General features: G+C 48.1%; 15 protein-coding genes and 1 other annotated feature. Of the genes, 1 reads left to right on the top strand and 14 read right to left on the bottom strand.

Features of this window, described 5'->3' with window-relative positions; genetic code table 11:
* Positions 1 to 51: 51 nt before the first annotated feature.
* From BLV90_RS08500 to BLV90_RS08455, 10 genes are all read right to left on the bottom strand, one after another.
* A complete protein-coding gene (locus BLV90_RS08500; RefSeq protein WP_091739236.1) occupies positions 52 to 552 on the bottom strand; it encodes an NYN domain-containing protein in 501 nt (166 codons plus the stop codon).
* Positions 553 to 566: 14 nt separating this feature from the next.
* Entirely contained in the window at positions 567 to 1,304 is a 738-nt protein-coding gene (gene rlmB, locus BLV90_RS08495) for a 23S rRNA (guanosine(2251)-2'-O)-methyltransferase RlmB (protein WP_091739234.1), read from the bottom strand.
* A complete protein-coding gene (locus tag BLV90_RS08490) occupies positions 1,294 to 1,722 on the bottom strand; it encodes a Mini-ribonuclease 3 (RefSeq protein WP_091739231.1) in 429 nt (142 codons plus the stop codon). The genes rlmB and BLV90_RS08490 overlap by 11 nt, the downstream gene beginning before the upstream one ends.
* A gap of 9 nt (positions 1,723 to 1,731) precedes the next feature.
* Positions 1,732 to 3,132 (bottom strand): cysteine--tRNA ligase, encoded by a 1,401-nt coding sequence (cysS, locus tag BLV90_RS08485; RefSeq protein ID WP_091739228.1) that lies wholly within the window; start codon positions 3,130 to 3,132, stop codon positions 1,732 to 1,734.
* Positions 3,113 to 3,838, bottom strand: a complete 726-nt coding sequence (gene cysE / locus BLV90_RS08480; protein WP_091739472.1) for a serine O-acetyltransferase — start codon at positions 3,836 to 3,838, stop codon at positions 3,113 to 3,115. Before cysE ends, cysS begins: the two co-directional genes overlap by 20 nt.
* 139 nt (positions 3,839 to 3,977) lie before the next feature.
* Positions 3,978 to 4,208, bottom strand: a binding site (T-box leader).
* Between the two features lie 60 nt (positions 4,209 to 4,268).
* Positions 4,269 to 5,741 carry a glutamate--tRNA ligase gene (gene gltX, locus BLV90_RS08475; protein WP_091739225.1) on the bottom strand — a complete coding sequence of 491 codons (1,473 nt, stop codon included), beginning with the start codon at positions 5,739 to 5,741 and terminating at the stop codon, positions 4,269 to 4,271.
* 59 nt (positions 5,742 to 5,800) lie between these two features.
* On the bottom strand, positions 5,801 to 6,277 hold the full coding sequence (ispF, locus tag BLV90_RS08470) for a 2-C-methyl-D-erythritol 2,4-cyclodiphosphate synthase (protein ID WP_091739222.1): 477 nt from the start codon (positions 6,275 to 6,277) through the stop codon (positions 5,801 to 5,803).
* Positions 6,270 to 6,965, bottom strand: a complete 696-nt coding sequence (ispD, locus tag BLV90_RS08465; protein ID WP_091739219.1) for a 2-C-methyl-D-erythritol 4-phosphate cytidylyltransferase — start codon at positions 6,963 to 6,965, stop codon at positions 6,270 to 6,272. Before ispD ends, ispF begins: the two co-directional genes overlap by 8 nt.
* A 90-nt stretch (positions 6,966 to 7,055) precedes the next feature.
* Positions 7,056 to 8,150, bottom strand: a complete 1,095-nt coding sequence (locus tag BLV90_RS08460; protein ID WP_091739216.1) for a PIN/TRAM domain-containing protein — start codon at positions 8,148 to 8,150, stop codon at positions 7,056 to 7,058.
* Positions 8,151 to 8,249: 99 nt separating this feature from the next.
* Positions 8,250 to 8,759, bottom strand: a complete 510-nt coding sequence (locus BLV90_RS08455; RefSeq protein ID WP_245726301.1) for a CarD family transcriptional regulator — start codon at positions 8,757 to 8,759, stop codon at positions 8,250 to 8,252.
* A 275-nt stretch (positions 8,760 to 9,034) separates the two neighbouring features.
* Here BLV90_RS08455 and BLV90_RS08450 point away from each other — a divergent pair, with 275 nt between their 5' ends.
* Complete coding sequence (locus BLV90_RS08450; RefSeq protein WP_091739466.1) at positions 9,035 to 9,430, top strand: nucleoside triphosphate pyrophosphohydrolase family protein; 396 nt, start codon at positions 9,035 to 9,037, stop codon at positions 9,428 to 9,430.
* 230 nt (positions 9,431 to 9,660) lie between these two features.
* Here BLV90_RS08450 and pssA read toward each other — a convergent pair whose 3' ends face one another.
* The 4 genes from pssA to BLV90_RS08430 form a co-directional block, all read right to left on the bottom strand.
* The gene (gene pssA, locus BLV90_RS08445) at positions 9,661 to 10,365 is read right to left on the bottom strand and encodes a CDP-diacylglycerol--serine O-phosphatidyltransferase (protein WP_091739213.1); all 705 of its coding nucleotides are present in this window, start codon (positions 10,363 to 10,365) and stop codon (positions 9,661 to 9,663) included.
* A 359-nt stretch (positions 10,366 to 10,724) separates the two neighbouring features.
* Positions 10,725 to 11,804 (bottom strand): DNA integrity scanning diadenylate cyclase DisA, encoded by a 1,080-nt coding sequence (gene disA / locus BLV90_RS08440; RefSeq protein WP_091739210.1) that lies wholly within the window; start codon positions 11,802 to 11,804, stop codon positions 10,725 to 10,727.
* 12 nt (positions 11,805 to 11,816) lie between these two features.
* Entirely contained in the window at positions 11,817 to 13,184 is a 1,368-nt protein-coding gene (gene radA, locus BLV90_RS08435; protein ID WP_091739462.1) for a DNA repair protein RadA, read from the bottom strand.
* Between the two features lie 92 nt (positions 13,185 to 13,276).
* Complete coding sequence (locus tag BLV90_RS08430) at positions 13,277 to 15,721, bottom strand: ATP-dependent Clp protease ATP-binding subunit (protein WP_091739206.1); 2,445 nt, start codon at positions 15,719 to 15,721, stop codon at positions 13,277 to 13,279.
* Positions 15,722 to 15,768: the final 47 nt, after the last annotated feature.

Raw genomic sequence — 15,768 nt, 5'->3', positions numbered from 1 at the left:
CAAGATAGATTTATTATAGCTGAGTTGCTACAAAAACGTCAAATTTTCAACCTATTTTTCCCGCCGCCATTTTTCCAGAATTTCTAATAAGTCTCCAGCTAATCCTTGACCTAATGTCGCAGGTCTTTCTTTTTTTTCTTGAATTCGCCGAGATATTTTTTTATCGATTACTGCTAAGTCTTGAATAAGTTCCCGGGAGGAGACGCGGTAAGCCCCCTGCCCAAATACCATCCGCTGTTCTAAATAATCCGATGTGGCAACATAGATGTGCCGCTTGGCTTTTTTGTGTTGTCGTACTAATCTCTCAATCATCTGATCAGCGGTCTCATGCTCTCGAGTAAACCAGACGCTCACTCGACTCTCTATTATTTTCGTTTCCGCCCCAGGAGAGCGGTGGGCATCAAAGACAACGGTCACTTCTCTTCCCATCACAGCCTGATACTCTGCCAAAGCAGCTACAAGGAGATCGCGAGATTCATCCAACGGAAGAGTAGCCCATTTTATATGCGCCCCGATGACGTTGTACCCATCCACAATCAGCCACTCTTCCATTAGAATTCACCCCGTCATCCTTCACGCTTTCGCAATACTTCATACATGAATAGCGCCGCCGCTACTGAAGCATTTAGAGAAGAGACTTGTCCTTTCATAGGCAAATTGACAAGGAAATCACAACGTTCACGCAGGAGGCGGCTAATCCCCTTGCCTTCATTCCCAATGACAAAAGCCAAGGGTAGTGCATAGTCGACCCCATCATAGCGATCATAGGCATCCGCAGCACTGCCTACCAGCCACATTCCACGCTCTTTTAGTTCCTCGGCGGTCCGATTTAGATTGGTTACACGAGCAACTGGAACGTGTTCAACTGCACCAGCGGAAGTCTTGGAAACAATTTGGGTTAGCCCCACTGCCCTCCGCTTGGGAATAATCACCCCGTGGACTCCTGATGCATCTGCTGTACGCAGAATCGAACCCAGGTTGTGTGGATCTTCAATCCCATCGAGGATTAGGAAGAAAGGATCCTCTCCTTTCTCCTCCGCTCTCCGAAAGAGATCATCTACAGTCGCATACTCATAAGCTGCTACCAAAGCGGCTACCCCTTGATGGTTCTCCCCTTCAGCGACTTGATCCAGCTTCTTACGCGGAACCTCTTGTACCAGGACGCCACCCTTCTTCGCCTCGACTAAAAGAGCTGCAAGAGAGCCTTTACTCGCCCCCTCAGCTACCAGTAACTTCTCCATATCGCGCCCAGCTTTTAACGTTTCCTTGACCGCTTGTCGGCCAATCACCCATTCATTCCCCATTATCTTCGCCTTCTTCCAATACTTGAATCATCCGTTTCATCATCTCAGTCAGCCGCTCCGTTTGCCCTGTAAGGTACCAATGAGCGACAAGGGTTTCCAACCCCGTTGCATAACGATACTCTGAAGGTTTTGCGCTCTTTGGAACACCACCCGACTTCGCGTTGCGCCCTCTCTTCAGAACTTCCCATTCCTCATCTGTCAATTGTTCCTCTACTGCTCGGACACCACGCGCTTGAGCTGGTGCCGCCACGAAACGGATTGCTTCATCATGAACCTCCTTCGGCCGAATGTCACTCCTTTTAACGAGATGATAACGAATAAAGAGTTCATAGATCGCATCACCTAAATAGGCTAGGAGAAGTGGATTCATTTCCTTCGTCTCTTTCAGGTCAACTGTCTCCGTCATGCCAATCTCCATGCCAACCCCTCACTTTCGACGCCAGCGTACGCCTTGGGGTGTATCTTCAAGAAGAATCCCCTGAGCTGCTAGCTCATCACGAATGGCATCTGCACGGCTAAAATCTCGATCTCTTCTGGCTTGTTGACGTTCTTCGATCTTCGCTTCGATCTCCGCTTCTAAATCGACTTCTCTTGTTGTTTTTACAAGACCTAGGATATCCCCACCAAAGTGGTTCAACCAACCCAGGACTGCTTCCAGTGAGCCACGGGAGACAACATCTCTTGCTACCAGTTCATTAGCCAAGTGGACCCCTTCAAAGAGGACACTGATTGCGTTAGCAGTATTGAGATCATCATCCATCGCTTTTTCAAAGTCGACAGTCAGCGTACGTAAACGCTCACGCATTACCTTCTCCGCCTCCCCATCCAGAGCCGCACCAATGCGATGGGAGAGGTTGGTGACCGCTGTGTCGATACGAGCGATAGCTCCTCCGATTTGGCGGATCGATTCGTCAGAAAAGGAGATCGGATTGCGATAATGAGCGGAAAGCAAAAACCAGCGAAGCTCTCTACCTGTGTAGCGACTACGTAAATCTCGTACACGCTCCACATTACCTAGGGACTTGGACATCTTCTCCGCTCCCATATTGATAAACCCATTATGGAGCCAATAACGAGCAAAGGGTTTTCCTGTCCATGCCTCACTTTGGGCAATCTCGTTCTCATGATGAGGGAAGCATAGATCCATCCCCCCGGCATGAATATCCAAGGTGTCACCTAGGTATTTCCGCGCCATCGCTGAACATTCGATATGCCAGCCAGGCCGCCCTTTACCCCATGGGCTATCCCAAGAGATTTCTCCAGGCTTGGCCTTTTTCCACAATGCAAAATCAAGGGGATTATCTTTACGGTCATTCATTTCTATCCGCGCTCCCGCTTTCAATTCTTCTAGGGGTTGATTGGATAGTTGACCATAGTCTTCTTTTTTGAGTGGACGATAGTAGACATCCCCATCCACCTCATAGGCATATCCCTTCTTGATTAACGCACGAATCGCGTCCTGCATCTCTTTGATATGTTCCGTCGCCCGTGGGTGAACATCCGCGCGATTCACACCAAGGTCATCCATATCTTCAAAGTAAGCCTTTATATAACTCTCCGCTACTTCTGGAACCGCCCTCCCTTCTTCGATGGACTGCTTAATCAACCGATCATCCACATCCGTAAAGTTTTGAATGTAATGGACCTCATACCCTCGATAGGTAAGATAACGTCGCACTACATCAAAGAAAACAAACACCCGGGCATTACCGATATGAATGAAATTATAAACTGTCGGTCCGCAAACATAAAAGTGAACTCGATCCTTTTCCAAAGGCTGGAACGGTTCTTTCCTCCTCGTCAGCGTGTTATACAGTTGTATCGTCATATTCTGTTTTCCCCTTTCCTGCCGGTTCCACTTCTTTACGTAATTGATTTAATTCTTCGCGCAAACGATCAATCTCCTGTTGCAACTTGCCACAGGTTTCAGCTACTGGATCAGGGAGATTCACTTGATCGAAATCGGCATGCTCGACGTGGTTTCCCTGATGAGCACGAAGGACTCGAACCCCATCTTGAACCACCACATGTCCAGGTACTCCTACTACCGTAGAGTTAGGAGGAACGTCCCGTAGGACCACAGAACCCGCACCGATCTTGGAGCAATGACCGATACGAATCGAGCCAAGTACCTTAGCACCCGAGGCGATTAGTACACCATCCTCTACCGTCGGATGACGCTTTCCTCGTTCCTTACCTGTACCACCTAAGGTAACCCCCTGATAGATCGTGACATAATTGCCGATTTCACAGGTCTCACCAATCACAACTCCCATCCCATGATCGATAAAGAATCCAGTACCTATTTTAGCTCCAGGATGGATTTCAATCCCAGTAAAGAAGCGGCTCAGTTGCGAGATGACCCGGGCAATAAAATACCCTTTGCGTTTATAAAACCAGTGGGCAAAGCGATAGGACCATATCGCATGTAACCCCGAATAAGTAAAGATAACCTCAAATGTATTCCGCGCTGCTGGATCCCGGTCGAACACCGCATCAATATCTGAACGCATCAAGGAAACTACGTTTTGCATCCGCTTCATCATTCCCATCCCTCGTTTCAACCTTTCATTCCACATTACTTTAAGTTTGCTCGTTCTCTCTCATCTCACACATCAGCGATAAACAACTAGATTAAGAAAACAAAAAAGCCCCTGCAATCTGTTACCAGATTACAGAGACGGTAATACCGCGGTTCCACTCTGTTTGACTAAAGCCCATATAGGCACTTATTCGTCCGCTCAACCCGATAACGGTGGGTACCGGTTCTTCCTACTCCCTTACGGTTTGGGTCGAACAGCTCACGGGGGCATTTCGAGCGGCTTAAGAACAGAACCCTCTCAGCTAATAGGTTCCTCTCTGGTGATCTTGCAAACGCTGTACTCTCCCGATCATCGCTTAGTGGTTACTTATAATTCCATTATATCAAAAAAGAACAGTTGACGCGAGTGATCCGATCACCCTTTAATTACCTAAAAATGTATTCAAACGGGAAGTGACTTGTTCCTTACCAAGAAGAGAAATAGACTCCCTCAAATCCGGACCATGAGTTTCACCAGTCACTGCCGCACGTACAGGCATAAAAAGTTGCTTTCCTTTATAGCCTGTCTCTTTTTGTACAGCTTTCAATAGCTTCTTTACTTCTTCCGGATCCAACTCACCCTCATGGCGGGCAACCTGTTCAACAAAGGCCGCAAGCACAATAGGCACTTGTTCCTCAGCCAGGACAGTAGTCGCTTCCGCTGAATGCACAACCTCTTCCCGGAAAAAGAAAGCGGTCAAATCTACGATTTGCGCCACATGATCCAACTGTTCTTGATAGAGTCCAACAAGACGCGTTACCCATGCACGCTCTGATTCACTGAGGGACTCTGTAATCCGCCCTGCCTTTACAAGATGAGGAATGGCCAACTCGGTGATTCGCTCCAGGGAAGCTTCTTTGATGTAATGATTGTTCATCCATTTCAATTTGCCTGTATCAAAGACTGCTGGTGCTTTAGAAATCCGATCCAATGAGAAGATATCGATGAGCTCTGCTAATGAGAAAATCTCTTCTTCTGCTTTCTCCCCAGATGGTGCCCAGCCCAAGAGAACGATGAAATTATTAATAGCCTCCGGCAGATAACCTAGATCCCGATACTGATCGATAAACTGAATAATCGACTCATCCCGTTTGCTCATCTTCTTCCCATCGGGGTTAAGGATCAATGGCGCATGGGCAAAACGAGGGGCTTCCCAGCCAATGGCTTCGTAGAGGAGAATCTGTCTTGGGGTATTGGAAATGTGCTCCTCCCCACGCACAACATCGGTAATCTCCATCAATGCATCATCGATAGTTACAGCGAAGTTGTAGGTAGGTCGACCATCGGGACGAGCGATAATAAAATCCCCTAATCCATCGGTCTCGAAGGAGACATTGCCCCGCACAAAATCCTCAACAACGATGGTACGACCTCCTGGAACACGAAAACGAATCGATGCCTGGCGCCCCTCCGCTACGCGCGCAGCTCGCTCTTCCTCAGTGAGATCACGGCAACGACCTATGTATCGCGGGGCTTGTCCAGCTGCCATTTGCTTTTCCCGATCCTGCTCCAATTCCTCCGAGGTACAGTAGCAAGGATACGCCTGTTCACTGGTCAAAAGACGCTGAAGATACTCCTCATAGATTTCTGTCCGATCCATCGACCGATAGGGAGCATGAGGGCCACCCACATCCACACTTTCATCCCATTGAATACCGAGCCAAGCAAGACCCGCCATCTGCTTTTCTTCAGCATCGGCTACATTGCGCTCGACGTCCGTATCTTCAATCCGAACGATGAAGTCTCCACCGTGTTTTTTTGCCCATAGATAGCTAAATAACGCCGTCCGTGCACCACCGATATGGAGGTGTCCCGTTGGACTTGGAGCATATCGTGTACGTACTCGATCAGCCATAACACCCTTCACCTCGCTAAATTTCAGAATGGTAAAAGTTCCATAACGTTCTTTTGCTATTAATTTTTCAAAAGACACACGATGGCCATCGCCGCAATTCCTTCTTCACGACCTGTAAAACCGAGTTGCTCCGTTGTCGTCGCTTTGATATTGATATCTGAAATCTCCGCCCGCACCAGGCCAGCCACTCTCCCCCGGATCTCTGGGATATAGGGTGCCATTTTTGGCCGTTGGGCAATTACTGTCGCATCGAGATTACCAAGGCGATACCCCTTCGCCTCCGCCATTTCCCATACGAAACGCATTAATTCCGCGCTATCTGCTCCTTTAAAGTTAGGGTCTGTATCAGGGAAGTGCTTGCCAATATCTCCTTCTCCCAAGGCACCTAACACCGCATCGGAGATCGCGTGTAGCAACACATCTGCATCGGAATGGCCCGCTAGTCCAAGGGGATAGGGGATGGTTATTCCACCAAGGATCAATGGACGATTCTCCGCAAAAGCATGAACATCAAAGCCTTGTCCTACTTTAATCATCGGCCAAACACCTCATATTCCAAATCGCTTCGGCTAAAACTAGATCTTCTGGTGTCGTTAACTTCAAATTAGTATAATCCCCGCGCACGACTTGAACCGAGACGCCCATCGCTTCCACTAACTTCGCATCATCAGTCGCTTCTAGTGCCGATTCGGCCCCTTGTTCATAGGCCTCCATCAGTAGCTCTCTAGAAAAAGCCTGGGGCGTCTGTACTGCCCACAACTGATTTCGATCCAGCGTCGTCTCTACTACACCCGCCTCAGATACTTGCTTCACTGTATCTTTGACGGGCACCGCCAAGATGGCAGCTCCGGTCTCCTTAGCTACTGCCAATAATTGATCCACCTGGGCGCTTGTCACAAAGGGACGTACTGCATCATGAACCAGTACCCACTCTGCCTGTATTTCACACAAACCGTGATAGACACTGGATTGACGCTCTGCTCCTCCTTGTACAAGGCGAATTCGCTTTGGATCAAACTCATAACGATGAAGGAGCGCTATCACCGCTTCACGCTCTTCTTCTTTTACAGCAAGTACGATCTCCATGACAGCTGGGTGTTCGTCAAACACACGTAATGTACGAATCAAGACTGGCTCCCCTGCAATATCGAGAAACTGCTTACTTACCTTCGTACCCATCCGCTTCCCAATCCCAGCAGCCGGGATAACAACCCCCACTCCCACATCGCTTCCTCCTTCAAAACACAAGAGCGCCCGGCGACGGAGATGCCCAGCGCCGGGCGATACCATGGTTAGGCGTCAACCATATACTCACTACAACGCCCGTTCCAGCAATTTTGGCTTAGCGAAAATCATTCTCCCTGCTGATGTTTGTAACACACTGGTAACTAATACGTCAATCCGTCCACCAATGTAATCACGCCCACCTTCAATAACAATCATCGTTCCATCATCCAGATAGGCTACGCCCTGTCCATGTTCTTTCCCGTCTTTGATCACTTGTACATTGATCTCCTCACCGGGTAGAACCACTGGCTTCACAGCGTTAGCCAGATCGTTAATATTGAGTACCTTAACCCCTTGTAATTCACATACCTTGTTGAGGTTAAAGTCATTGGTAACGACCTTGCCAGACAACACCTTCGCCAACTTCACTAGCTTGCTATCTACTTCAGACACTTCTTCGAAGTCTCCTTCATAGATCAAAACACGCATATTCAATTCCTTTTGAATCTTATTTAGAATATCTAACCCACGCCGACCTCGATTACGTTTGAGTACATCCGAGGAATCGGCGATATGTTGTAATTCCTCTAGGACAAAGCTCGGGATCACTAACGTCCCTTCAAGAAAGCCTGTCCGGCAGATGTCCGCGATACGACCATCAATAATGACGCTCGTATCGAGGATTTTATGTTCTACTTCCAGGGCATCTTGTTCCTTCTTCCCTTTATCCTTCGTTTGCCTTCCCATCGTAAAGACGGTAATGAGTTCATCCCGCTTTTTATATCCAACACGAAAACCGAGATAACCCAGCAACGCTGAGACCATGATCGGTAAAATAGCTGCAACTCCTGGAATAGGTAGCTTTGAAAGGGGCGGTTCCACCAGATATGCTACAATAAGACCGAAGACCAAACCCAAAGCTCCGAACAGAGTGTCCGCTGCGGGGATCTTCACCAACCGCTCCTCACTCCACTGAATCCATCGTACAACATATCCTGATAACCACATCGTTAATACGTATAGGAGGGCCGCCCCCAAAACAGCTCCGATGTATTGGGGGCCCGGCACCTCGCCAAAGTTAAGGGGAGAGCTCTGAAGAAAGCGAAACAGCATCGGTCCGACATAAAAACCAAGTGTCGCACCAAGTAATGCAAAAGCAACCTGCACAAACCTTTTTAACACGGGGCTTCACCTCCTCATTAACATTATAGACAATACTTCGTGATGAAAACCCTAAATGTTGTATCGTATTTGAGGAAATTTCCCCGCTCTATCCTTCTTTTAGCAGCCTGATGCCTTTTTATTCTCTTGGATTACTTGATCCAATAAACCGAAAGCTTGGTTTTCATCGATTTCTTTAGCAAGCACCATCTCACTGATCAGGATTTGACGAGCATTCTCCAGCATCTTACGTTCACCGGTAGAAAGCCCCTTCTCCCGTTCTCGAAGCATGAGGCAACGGACGACATCTGCCATGTCATAGATGTCGCCACTCTTCATCTTATCGAGATTGGCACGATAACGACGATTCCAATTGTTTGATACATCAGGATCACCCTCACCTAAACGTTGGATGACCTCAGTAATCGTGGCTTCGTCCACGACTTCTCTCAAACCAATGCTTGTTACGTTGCTCATTGGGATCATCACTTTCATATCCCCCAGCGGTAACCTCATGATGTAATACCTTTGGGATTCACCGAGGATTTCTTTCTCCTCGATTGATTCGATAATGCCTGCACCGTGCATGGGGTAGACCACTTTGTCTCCGACGTTGAACAAAAAACCCACCTCCAAGGAAGGGCAATATCCATTTTCCAAGATATCACATCCCGAGAATGATGTCAATAACAAACAAAATATCTTAGCACAGTACATAAGAGATCGTCAACACTTTTTTCAAAAAATCATGCATACTCTTCATGGTTTGATTTTGGTTAAATTGACACATTCTACAAATTCCCGCTATAATAGTCTTGTAAAGAATGTTCAGTCGCTTTTGAAAGTTCAATCAACCCCCATCAACGGGGCGGAATCTACATGGTGAGGTGAATGCGGTGAATGAAATCGATCCTAATACCCTGCAATCCTTCCAGCAACAAGTATCTGGATTACTGCTCCGCCACCGTAGCTTTCTCGACGTCTCTTCTAAATTTCAAGAAACAAACGGTCGCATCAATCGGGCGGTCACCAAATCCGTCACCGAATGCGGTTGTATGGAGATCAGCGCCAACAGTCAGCCCTTTACAGGAGATACTCCTTTAGCAGAGATGAAGGACCAGGTGAGTACCCACCTTTCAGGTCGTCTTTGCGACCACTGTCTCGAAGTGGTCATTGAAGAAATGGGCAAAAACCTTTTTTATTTGACCGCACTCTGTAACCATCTAGATATATCCTTACAAGAAGTAATAGAAAAAGAGGCCAAGAAGCTTGCTACCCTCGGAGTCTTTAACCTGCGTTGAGCCTAAAAACACCCCGCAACATCATCGATTATCGGACCCATGGCTACGCTTTCCAAATACCCACACAAAGATCGACTCCCATCGCCTCCTTTCAACAGAGCCATTTCGGTTCCCTGCCTTATTTTTCATAAGGGTAAATTTGGATCATTTTTGGTACACACACGGGTAGAATGTTGTTTTTCCCTTTTTTTCTACACAAAAAACACCCCTTCGGGGTGTTTTTATCTACATCAATCTTCGACTGGTTCATCTGCATTGGCTCGGCGCCGCCTTGTTACCGAGCGTTTTAAGCCGTAACATGCGTAAAGGGCCAGTGGAATAAAAACAAGTTTTGGAAACTCTTCCGGAAAACGTGCCGCAAACCACCCCAATGCAATGATCAAAAGGGGAGCAATCCAGTAGGTGCTCCGAGGAATACCTATCTTTTTAAAGTTTGGGTACTTGACCTGACTTACCATGAGATAAGAGAGGATAAGCATCCCCATAACTAAAACAGTAGGGCTTGCTGTCTTTCCACTATATAGGGCCATAGTAGCCAGTACCCCACCTGCCGCCGTAATCGGTAAGCCGATAAAATACCCTGGAATCCCAGGATGGACATTAAACCGAGCTAGACGTAAAGCTCCGCAAATCGGAAATACAGCCGCAATCACCCAACCTAAAACTCCTAGGTAATGAAGAACAGAAGTATACATAATAAGTGCAGGCGCAACACCAAATGAAATCATGTCGGATAGGGAATCTAGTTCTTTCCCAAATTCGCTTTGCGTATTTAACATCCGGGCGACACGGCCATCTAACCCGTCCAAAAACATACCGATAATCACCATGATCGCGCCGTATTTCCACTCGCCCTCTACAGCGAGGATCATAGCCACGACCCCGAGGAAAAGATTCCCCACCGTGAATATACTGGGCAACGCTCGTGCTAACATGAAAGGAACCTCCTAATAATGGGCAGGTGGTCCCCACCCCTAACAGGGCGGGACTACTTCCCTTCATAGTAATCCTAAGGATGCACTTAAAATCACTCGTACTGCGCAAATGCACAGCCTACTTTCACTACTACTCATGTACTTGAACGGAATCAATACATGCATATTATGCCATTATACGCTTACCCTTTAGCATTTAGCACTGCCACGTCCTATCGCGTACAACACACTCTACATCCTAGATAGTTAACGAGTTTGGATGCAAATATGGATGCAAACATCACCGTTGAAGTGAATGAAAAGCTTCATCATGAAGCACCCATCATTTACAAATCATAGATGACTCCATCATAGGAAATTTAGATATGTCTGTCAATGAAGACTTGCTCTTGAATCCGCTTAAGCCCTTCCTTGATCGCTCGTGCTCTCACTTCCCCGATTCCTTCCACCTCATCCAACTCCTCGATAGTGGCCATCATCACGCGAGGTAGGGAGGAGAAATTTCCGACCAACTTTCGGATAATCGGGCTTGGAACCCGAGGGATTTTATTGAGAATCCGATATCCCCGGGGGGAAACTGCTTCCTCGTGCAGGTTACCACCCGTTGGGTAACCCATATGACGCACGATATGTGGAAACTCGAGCAATTCATCCGCAGATAATTGATTGAGTCGCTCTAAGACCGTAGCAGGCGATTGGCAATCAGGGTCCTTACAATAATCTTGAATCACTAAATGCGCCTCTTCCTCTACATTTACCACCAGCTCTTCTAACTGCATACTAATTAGTCGGCCCTCAGTACCTAGTTCATTGATGTATCTTTCAATTTCACTTTTTACACGGAGAACCATTTCAATTCGTTGCATCACCATGGCCACTTCATTCATTGTGACAAGCTCTTCAAATTCCAAGGCAGATAGATTGGTCATCGATTGATCCAGCACCGATTTATACTTTTCAAGGGTTTGAATCGCTTGATTCGCCTTCGTTAGGATCACCCCAATATCTTTGAGGGCATAGCGCTGGTTCCCCTGATAAAGGGTGATCACATTACGCCGCTGAGAAATGGAAACGACCAATTTTCCTGTCTGGCGAGCTGTGCGTTGGGCTGTGCGGTGGCGAATTCCTGTCTCCGTCGATGGGATCGAGGAACTAGGGACCAACTGCGCGTTCGCATACAATATACGTCGTCCATCGTTGGAAAGAATGATCGCACCGTCCATTTTGGCAAGTTCATAGAGATAAGCTGGTGCAAAGGGACAATCAATATGGAACCCCCCATCCACCAGTTCCCGCACCAAATCATCGTAACCCACTACAATTAAAGCCCCAGTCATGGCTCCTAATACATTGTCTAATCCCAGTCGAAAAGATGTCCCTGGGGCGACCATACGAAGTGTACTCGATTCAAATAGATTATTTTTCGCTTCATCTTTCATCGGTTACCCTCCTCAAAGCGCCGCATCCAATGCTTCTTCTACTGTCTCCACCCACAGGATGTCCAAATTCTTTGGCGGATTCCATCCCCGGCGGTTTTTAGCTGGAAGGATCGCCCGAGAGAATCCCATATTGGCCGCCTCAACCACTCGCTGTTCAAGCCGAGTCACACCACGTACCTCTCCAGTCAACCCGACTTCACCAATCACCACATCTTTCGGCCGTGTCGCCACATCCCGAAAGCTTGAAGCAAGGCTCACAGCTATCGCTAGATCTACTGCTGGCTCATCCAATCGTACTCCACCTACCACATTGACATAGGCATCTTGATTCTGCAAAAACATCCCGAGTCGTTTTTCTAGCACCGCCATCACCATCGTTACCCGATGATGATCTACCCCTGACGCCATCCGTTTCGGGCTGGGAAAGCTAGTAGCAGAGACGAGTGCTTGTAGTTCAATTAACACAGGGCGCGTCCCTTCCATGCTTGCGGTCACTGCAGACCCTGCGACTCCTGATAATCGATCAGAGAGAAACATCTCAGACGGATTATCCACTTCTGATAATCCAGCGTCTCTCATTTCAAACAATCCGATTTCATTGGTAGAACCAAAGCGATTTTTTACTGCTCGTAGCACACGGTATGTATGATGCCGCTCCCCTTCAAAATAAAGAACACAATCCACCATATGTTCTAACATCCTCGGACCAGCAATCGCCCCTTCTTTAGTAACATGACCCACAATAATAATTGCAATTCCTAGCCCCTTAGCAATTCGCATTAAGCGGCCCGTACACTCCCTTACCTGTGCAACGCTACCAGGTGCGGAGGTAACCTCTGGATGATAGATGGTCTGAATCGAATCAATAACCAGCAAGCGGGGCTTTTCCCTTTCTACAAGCCCTTCGATTTCAGTCAAATCTGTCTCAGAAGCTACCAAAAGCCTTTCATCTAATGCCTGCAAACGATCCGCTCGCAGACGTGTCTGTTCTGTTGATTCTTCCCCGGAAACATAGAGCACCGAAACCCCTCGGTCAGCAAGCCGATGGGATGCTTGTAGGATGAGAGTAGACTTACCAATCCCGGGATCTCCCCCAACTAAGATCAGAGAACCCGATACTAATCCGCCACCTAACACCCGGTTCAACTCTCGAATCCCAGTATCCGAACGGGGTTCATCCACTTGTGCCACACGTGTGATAGGGGTAGCTGATTGGCGTGGGATCAACGTTCCCCCACGCGAGCGTACAGGGCCGGATCTGGACACATCCCGCTCTTCTACCAGGGTGTTCCACTCGCCGCATCCCGGACACCGCCCCATCCATTTGGGTGCTTCATAACCACACTGTTGACATGCAAATTTTGTTTTTTGTTTAGCCACGGTGGGTCCCCTCATACTTATGGTTTCAACATCCATTATATCAAAATCCTTCACAAAAAGCGCACCTCCCATAAGGGGGTGCGCTTTTTTTCTTACTTCACCGAGGAAGAAAGTTCGGTACGATGGAAGGTTAGTTTTCCATCTTTCTCCTTAATTTCTACCGTGTCACCATGTTTGATATTTCCTTTTAGTAACTCTTCCGAAAGACGGTCCTCAATATGCTTTTGAATGGCTCTACGCAATGGACGCGCCCCATAGGTGGGATCAAACCCACTCTTCGCCAATTGTTTCGCCGCTGCATCGCTAAGGACAAAATCAATTTCCTGCTCCTGAAGCCTCTTGCGCAGTTGATCAGACATCAGGGTCACAATCTCTTGGAGATGTTCCTCTTTCAAGGAATGGAAGACGATCACGTCATCGATACGGTTGAGGAATTCAGGACGGAAGCTTTTCTTCAGCTCCTCCATCACATTTTCCTTCATTGCTTCGTACTCATCCGCTGAGGTATCGCCAACAGCGAAACCAAGCCGTTTATTCTGCCTAATCAAGTTAGCTCCCACATTGGAAGTCATGATGATCACCGTATTACGAAAATCCACCGTGCGTCCTTTCCCATCGGTAAGTCGACCATCCTCAAGCACCTGAAGCATCACATTAAACACTTCGGGATGAGCCTTCTCCACTTCATCAAAGAGAACGACGGAGTAGGGTTTGCGGCGTACTTTTTCTGTTAGTTGACCACCCTCATCGTAACCAACATATCCTGGAGGTGCACCGACGAGACGAGATGTAGAGTGCTTCTCCATATACTCGGACATATCGATGCGAATCGTCGCATCCTCATCCCCAAACATCGCTTCCGCCAAGGCACGGGCGAGCTCCGTTTTCCCTACACCCGTGGGGCCGAGGAAGATGAATGAACCAATCGGACGCTTCGGATCCTTCAATCCAGCCCGCGCTCGGCGAATTGCCTGGGAGACCGAGCGAACCGCTTCATCTTGACCGATCACCCGTTTATGCAGGATCCCCTCCATGTTGAGAAGGCGCTCGGACTCATCCTCCGCCAACTTCCGAACAGGAATTCCTGTCCAACTACCCACGATATCGGCGATATCCTCTGCATTCACTTCAGAATCTGTTTTCCCTTGGTCTGCCTTCCAGCGGCTTCGGGTATTTTCCAGCTCTTCCCGAAGTTTCTGTTCGTTATCACGCAAGCCAGCTGCCTTTTCAAACTCCTGACTTTGAACCGCGGCATCTTTTTCTTTACGAACGCCGTCTAGCTTCTGCTCCATTTCCTTTAAGTCTGGCGGAATAGTGTAGGAGGAGAGGCGTACTTTTGAAGCTGCTTCGTCAATGAGGTCAATGGCTTTATCCGGAAGGAAGCGATCCGTAATGTACCGATCCGAGAGCTTTACTGCGGCATCGATAGCCTCATCGGTAATCTTCACCCGATGATGCGCCTCATAGCGATCTCGGAGGCCTTGGAGGATTTGGAAGGCTTCCTCCTTCGTCGGTTCATCCACTGTGATCGGCTGGAAGCGACGCTCCAAAGCAGCATCTTTTTCGATATATTTCCGGTATTCATCCAGGGTAGTCGCACCAATACACTGCAGATCCCCTCGCGCAAGCGCAGGCTTCAGGATATTGGAGGCATCGATAGCCCCTTCTGCGCCTCCCGCTCCAATCAAGGTGTGTAGCTCATCGATAAAGAGAACCACATTCCCTGCCTGACGGATCTCGTCCATAATCTTTTTCAGTCGATCCTCAAATTCGCCGCGGTATTTGGTACCTGCAACGACAGTCCCCATATCTAGGGTCATCACTCGTTTACCGCGCAAGGTTTCCGGCGTTTCACCATCCACGATTTTCTGCGCCAATCCTTCCGCGATGGCTGTTTTCCCTACACCTGGTTCTCCAATAAGAACCGGGTTATTTTTGGTACGGCGAGAGAGCACTTGGATTACACGCTCTATTTCTTTACTCCGACCAATCACAGGGTCAAGGTTGTCTTCCTTTGCAGATGCTGTTAGATCCCTGGCTAAGCTATCTAAAGTAGGGGTATTGGCATTATTTCCAGAACCCTGATGGGAGGATACTGCCTCAGAGCTCCCTAAGAGTTGTAGCACTTGTTGACGTGCTTTATTCAGGGAAACGCCTAAGTTGTTTAGCACTCGTGCAGCAACACCTTCTCCTTCTCTAATCAAACCAAGGAGAATATGCTCGGTGCCTACGTAAGTATGTCCAAGCTTACGCGCTTCGTCGATAGAAAGCTCGATCACCTTCTTTGCCCGGGGGGTGTAGGCGATATTGGTAGGTTGGCCTTGTCCGCGGCCAATGAGGGTCTCTACTTCCTTCTGGATCTTTTCTAGACCAAGTCCTAACCCCATAAGGGCTTTCGCAGCGATCCCTTCCCCTTCCCTCACCAGTCCGAGCAGGATATGTTCTGTACCGATATTGCTATGGCCGAGACGGACTGCCTCTTCTTGAGCTAGCGCTAATACCTTTTGCGCTCTCTCCGTAAATCGTCCAAACATCATGGTCATCCCACCTCACTTGGTATCTGGTTCAGCCAATGATCGATTTC

The sequence above is a fragment of the Marininema mesophilum genome, from assembly GCF_900106775.1.
GTDB classification, from domain to species: domain Bacteria; phylum Bacillota; class Bacilli; order Thermoactinomycetales; family DSM-45169; genus Marininema; species Marininema mesophilum.
The sequence above is the reverse complement of the archived record's forward strand: the minus strand, read 5'-3'. Positions and strand labels throughout refer to the sequence as shown.

Bases quoted from the DNA above. Each gene is read 5' to 3' on its own strand.
- ispF (WP_091739222.1), bottom strand. From the start codon at position 6,277: ATGATTAAAGTAGGACAAGGCTTTGATGTTCATGCTTTTGCGGAGAAT.
- pssA (WP_091739213.1), bottom strand. From the start codon at position 10,365: ATGTTAGCACGAGCGTTGCCCAGTATATTCACGGTGGGGAATCTTTTC.
- disA (WP_091739210.1), bottom strand. From the start codon at position 11,804: ATGAAAGATGAAGCGAAAAATAATCTATTTGAATCGAGTACACTTCGT.
- cysS (WP_091739228.1), bottom strand. From the start codon at position 3,132: ATGACGATACAACTGTATAACACGCTGACGAGGAGGAAAGAACCGTTC.
- BLV90_RS08500 (WP_091739236.1), bottom strand. From the start codon at position 552: ATGGAAGAGTGGCTGATTGTGGATGGGTACAACGTCATCGGGGCGCAT.
- cysE (WP_091739472.1), bottom strand. From the start codon at position 3,838: ATGCAAAACGTAGTTTCCTTGATGCGTTCAGATATTGATGCGGTGTTC.
- BLV90_RS08490 (WP_091739231.1), bottom strand. From the start codon at position 1,722: ATGGAGATTGGCATGACGGAGACAGTTGACCTGAAAGAGACGAAGGAA.
- BLV90_RS08430 (WP_091739206.1), bottom strand. From the start codon at position 15,721: ATGATGTTTGGACGATTTACGGAGAGAGCGCAAAAGGTATTAGCGCTA.
- rlmB (WP_091739234.1), bottom strand. From the start codon at position 1,304: ATGGGGAATGAATGGGTGATTGGCCGACAAGCGGTCAAGGAAACGTTA.
- gltX (WP_091739225.1), bottom strand. From the start codon at position 5,741: ATGGCTGATCGAGTACGTACACGATATGCTCCAAGTCCAACGGGACAC.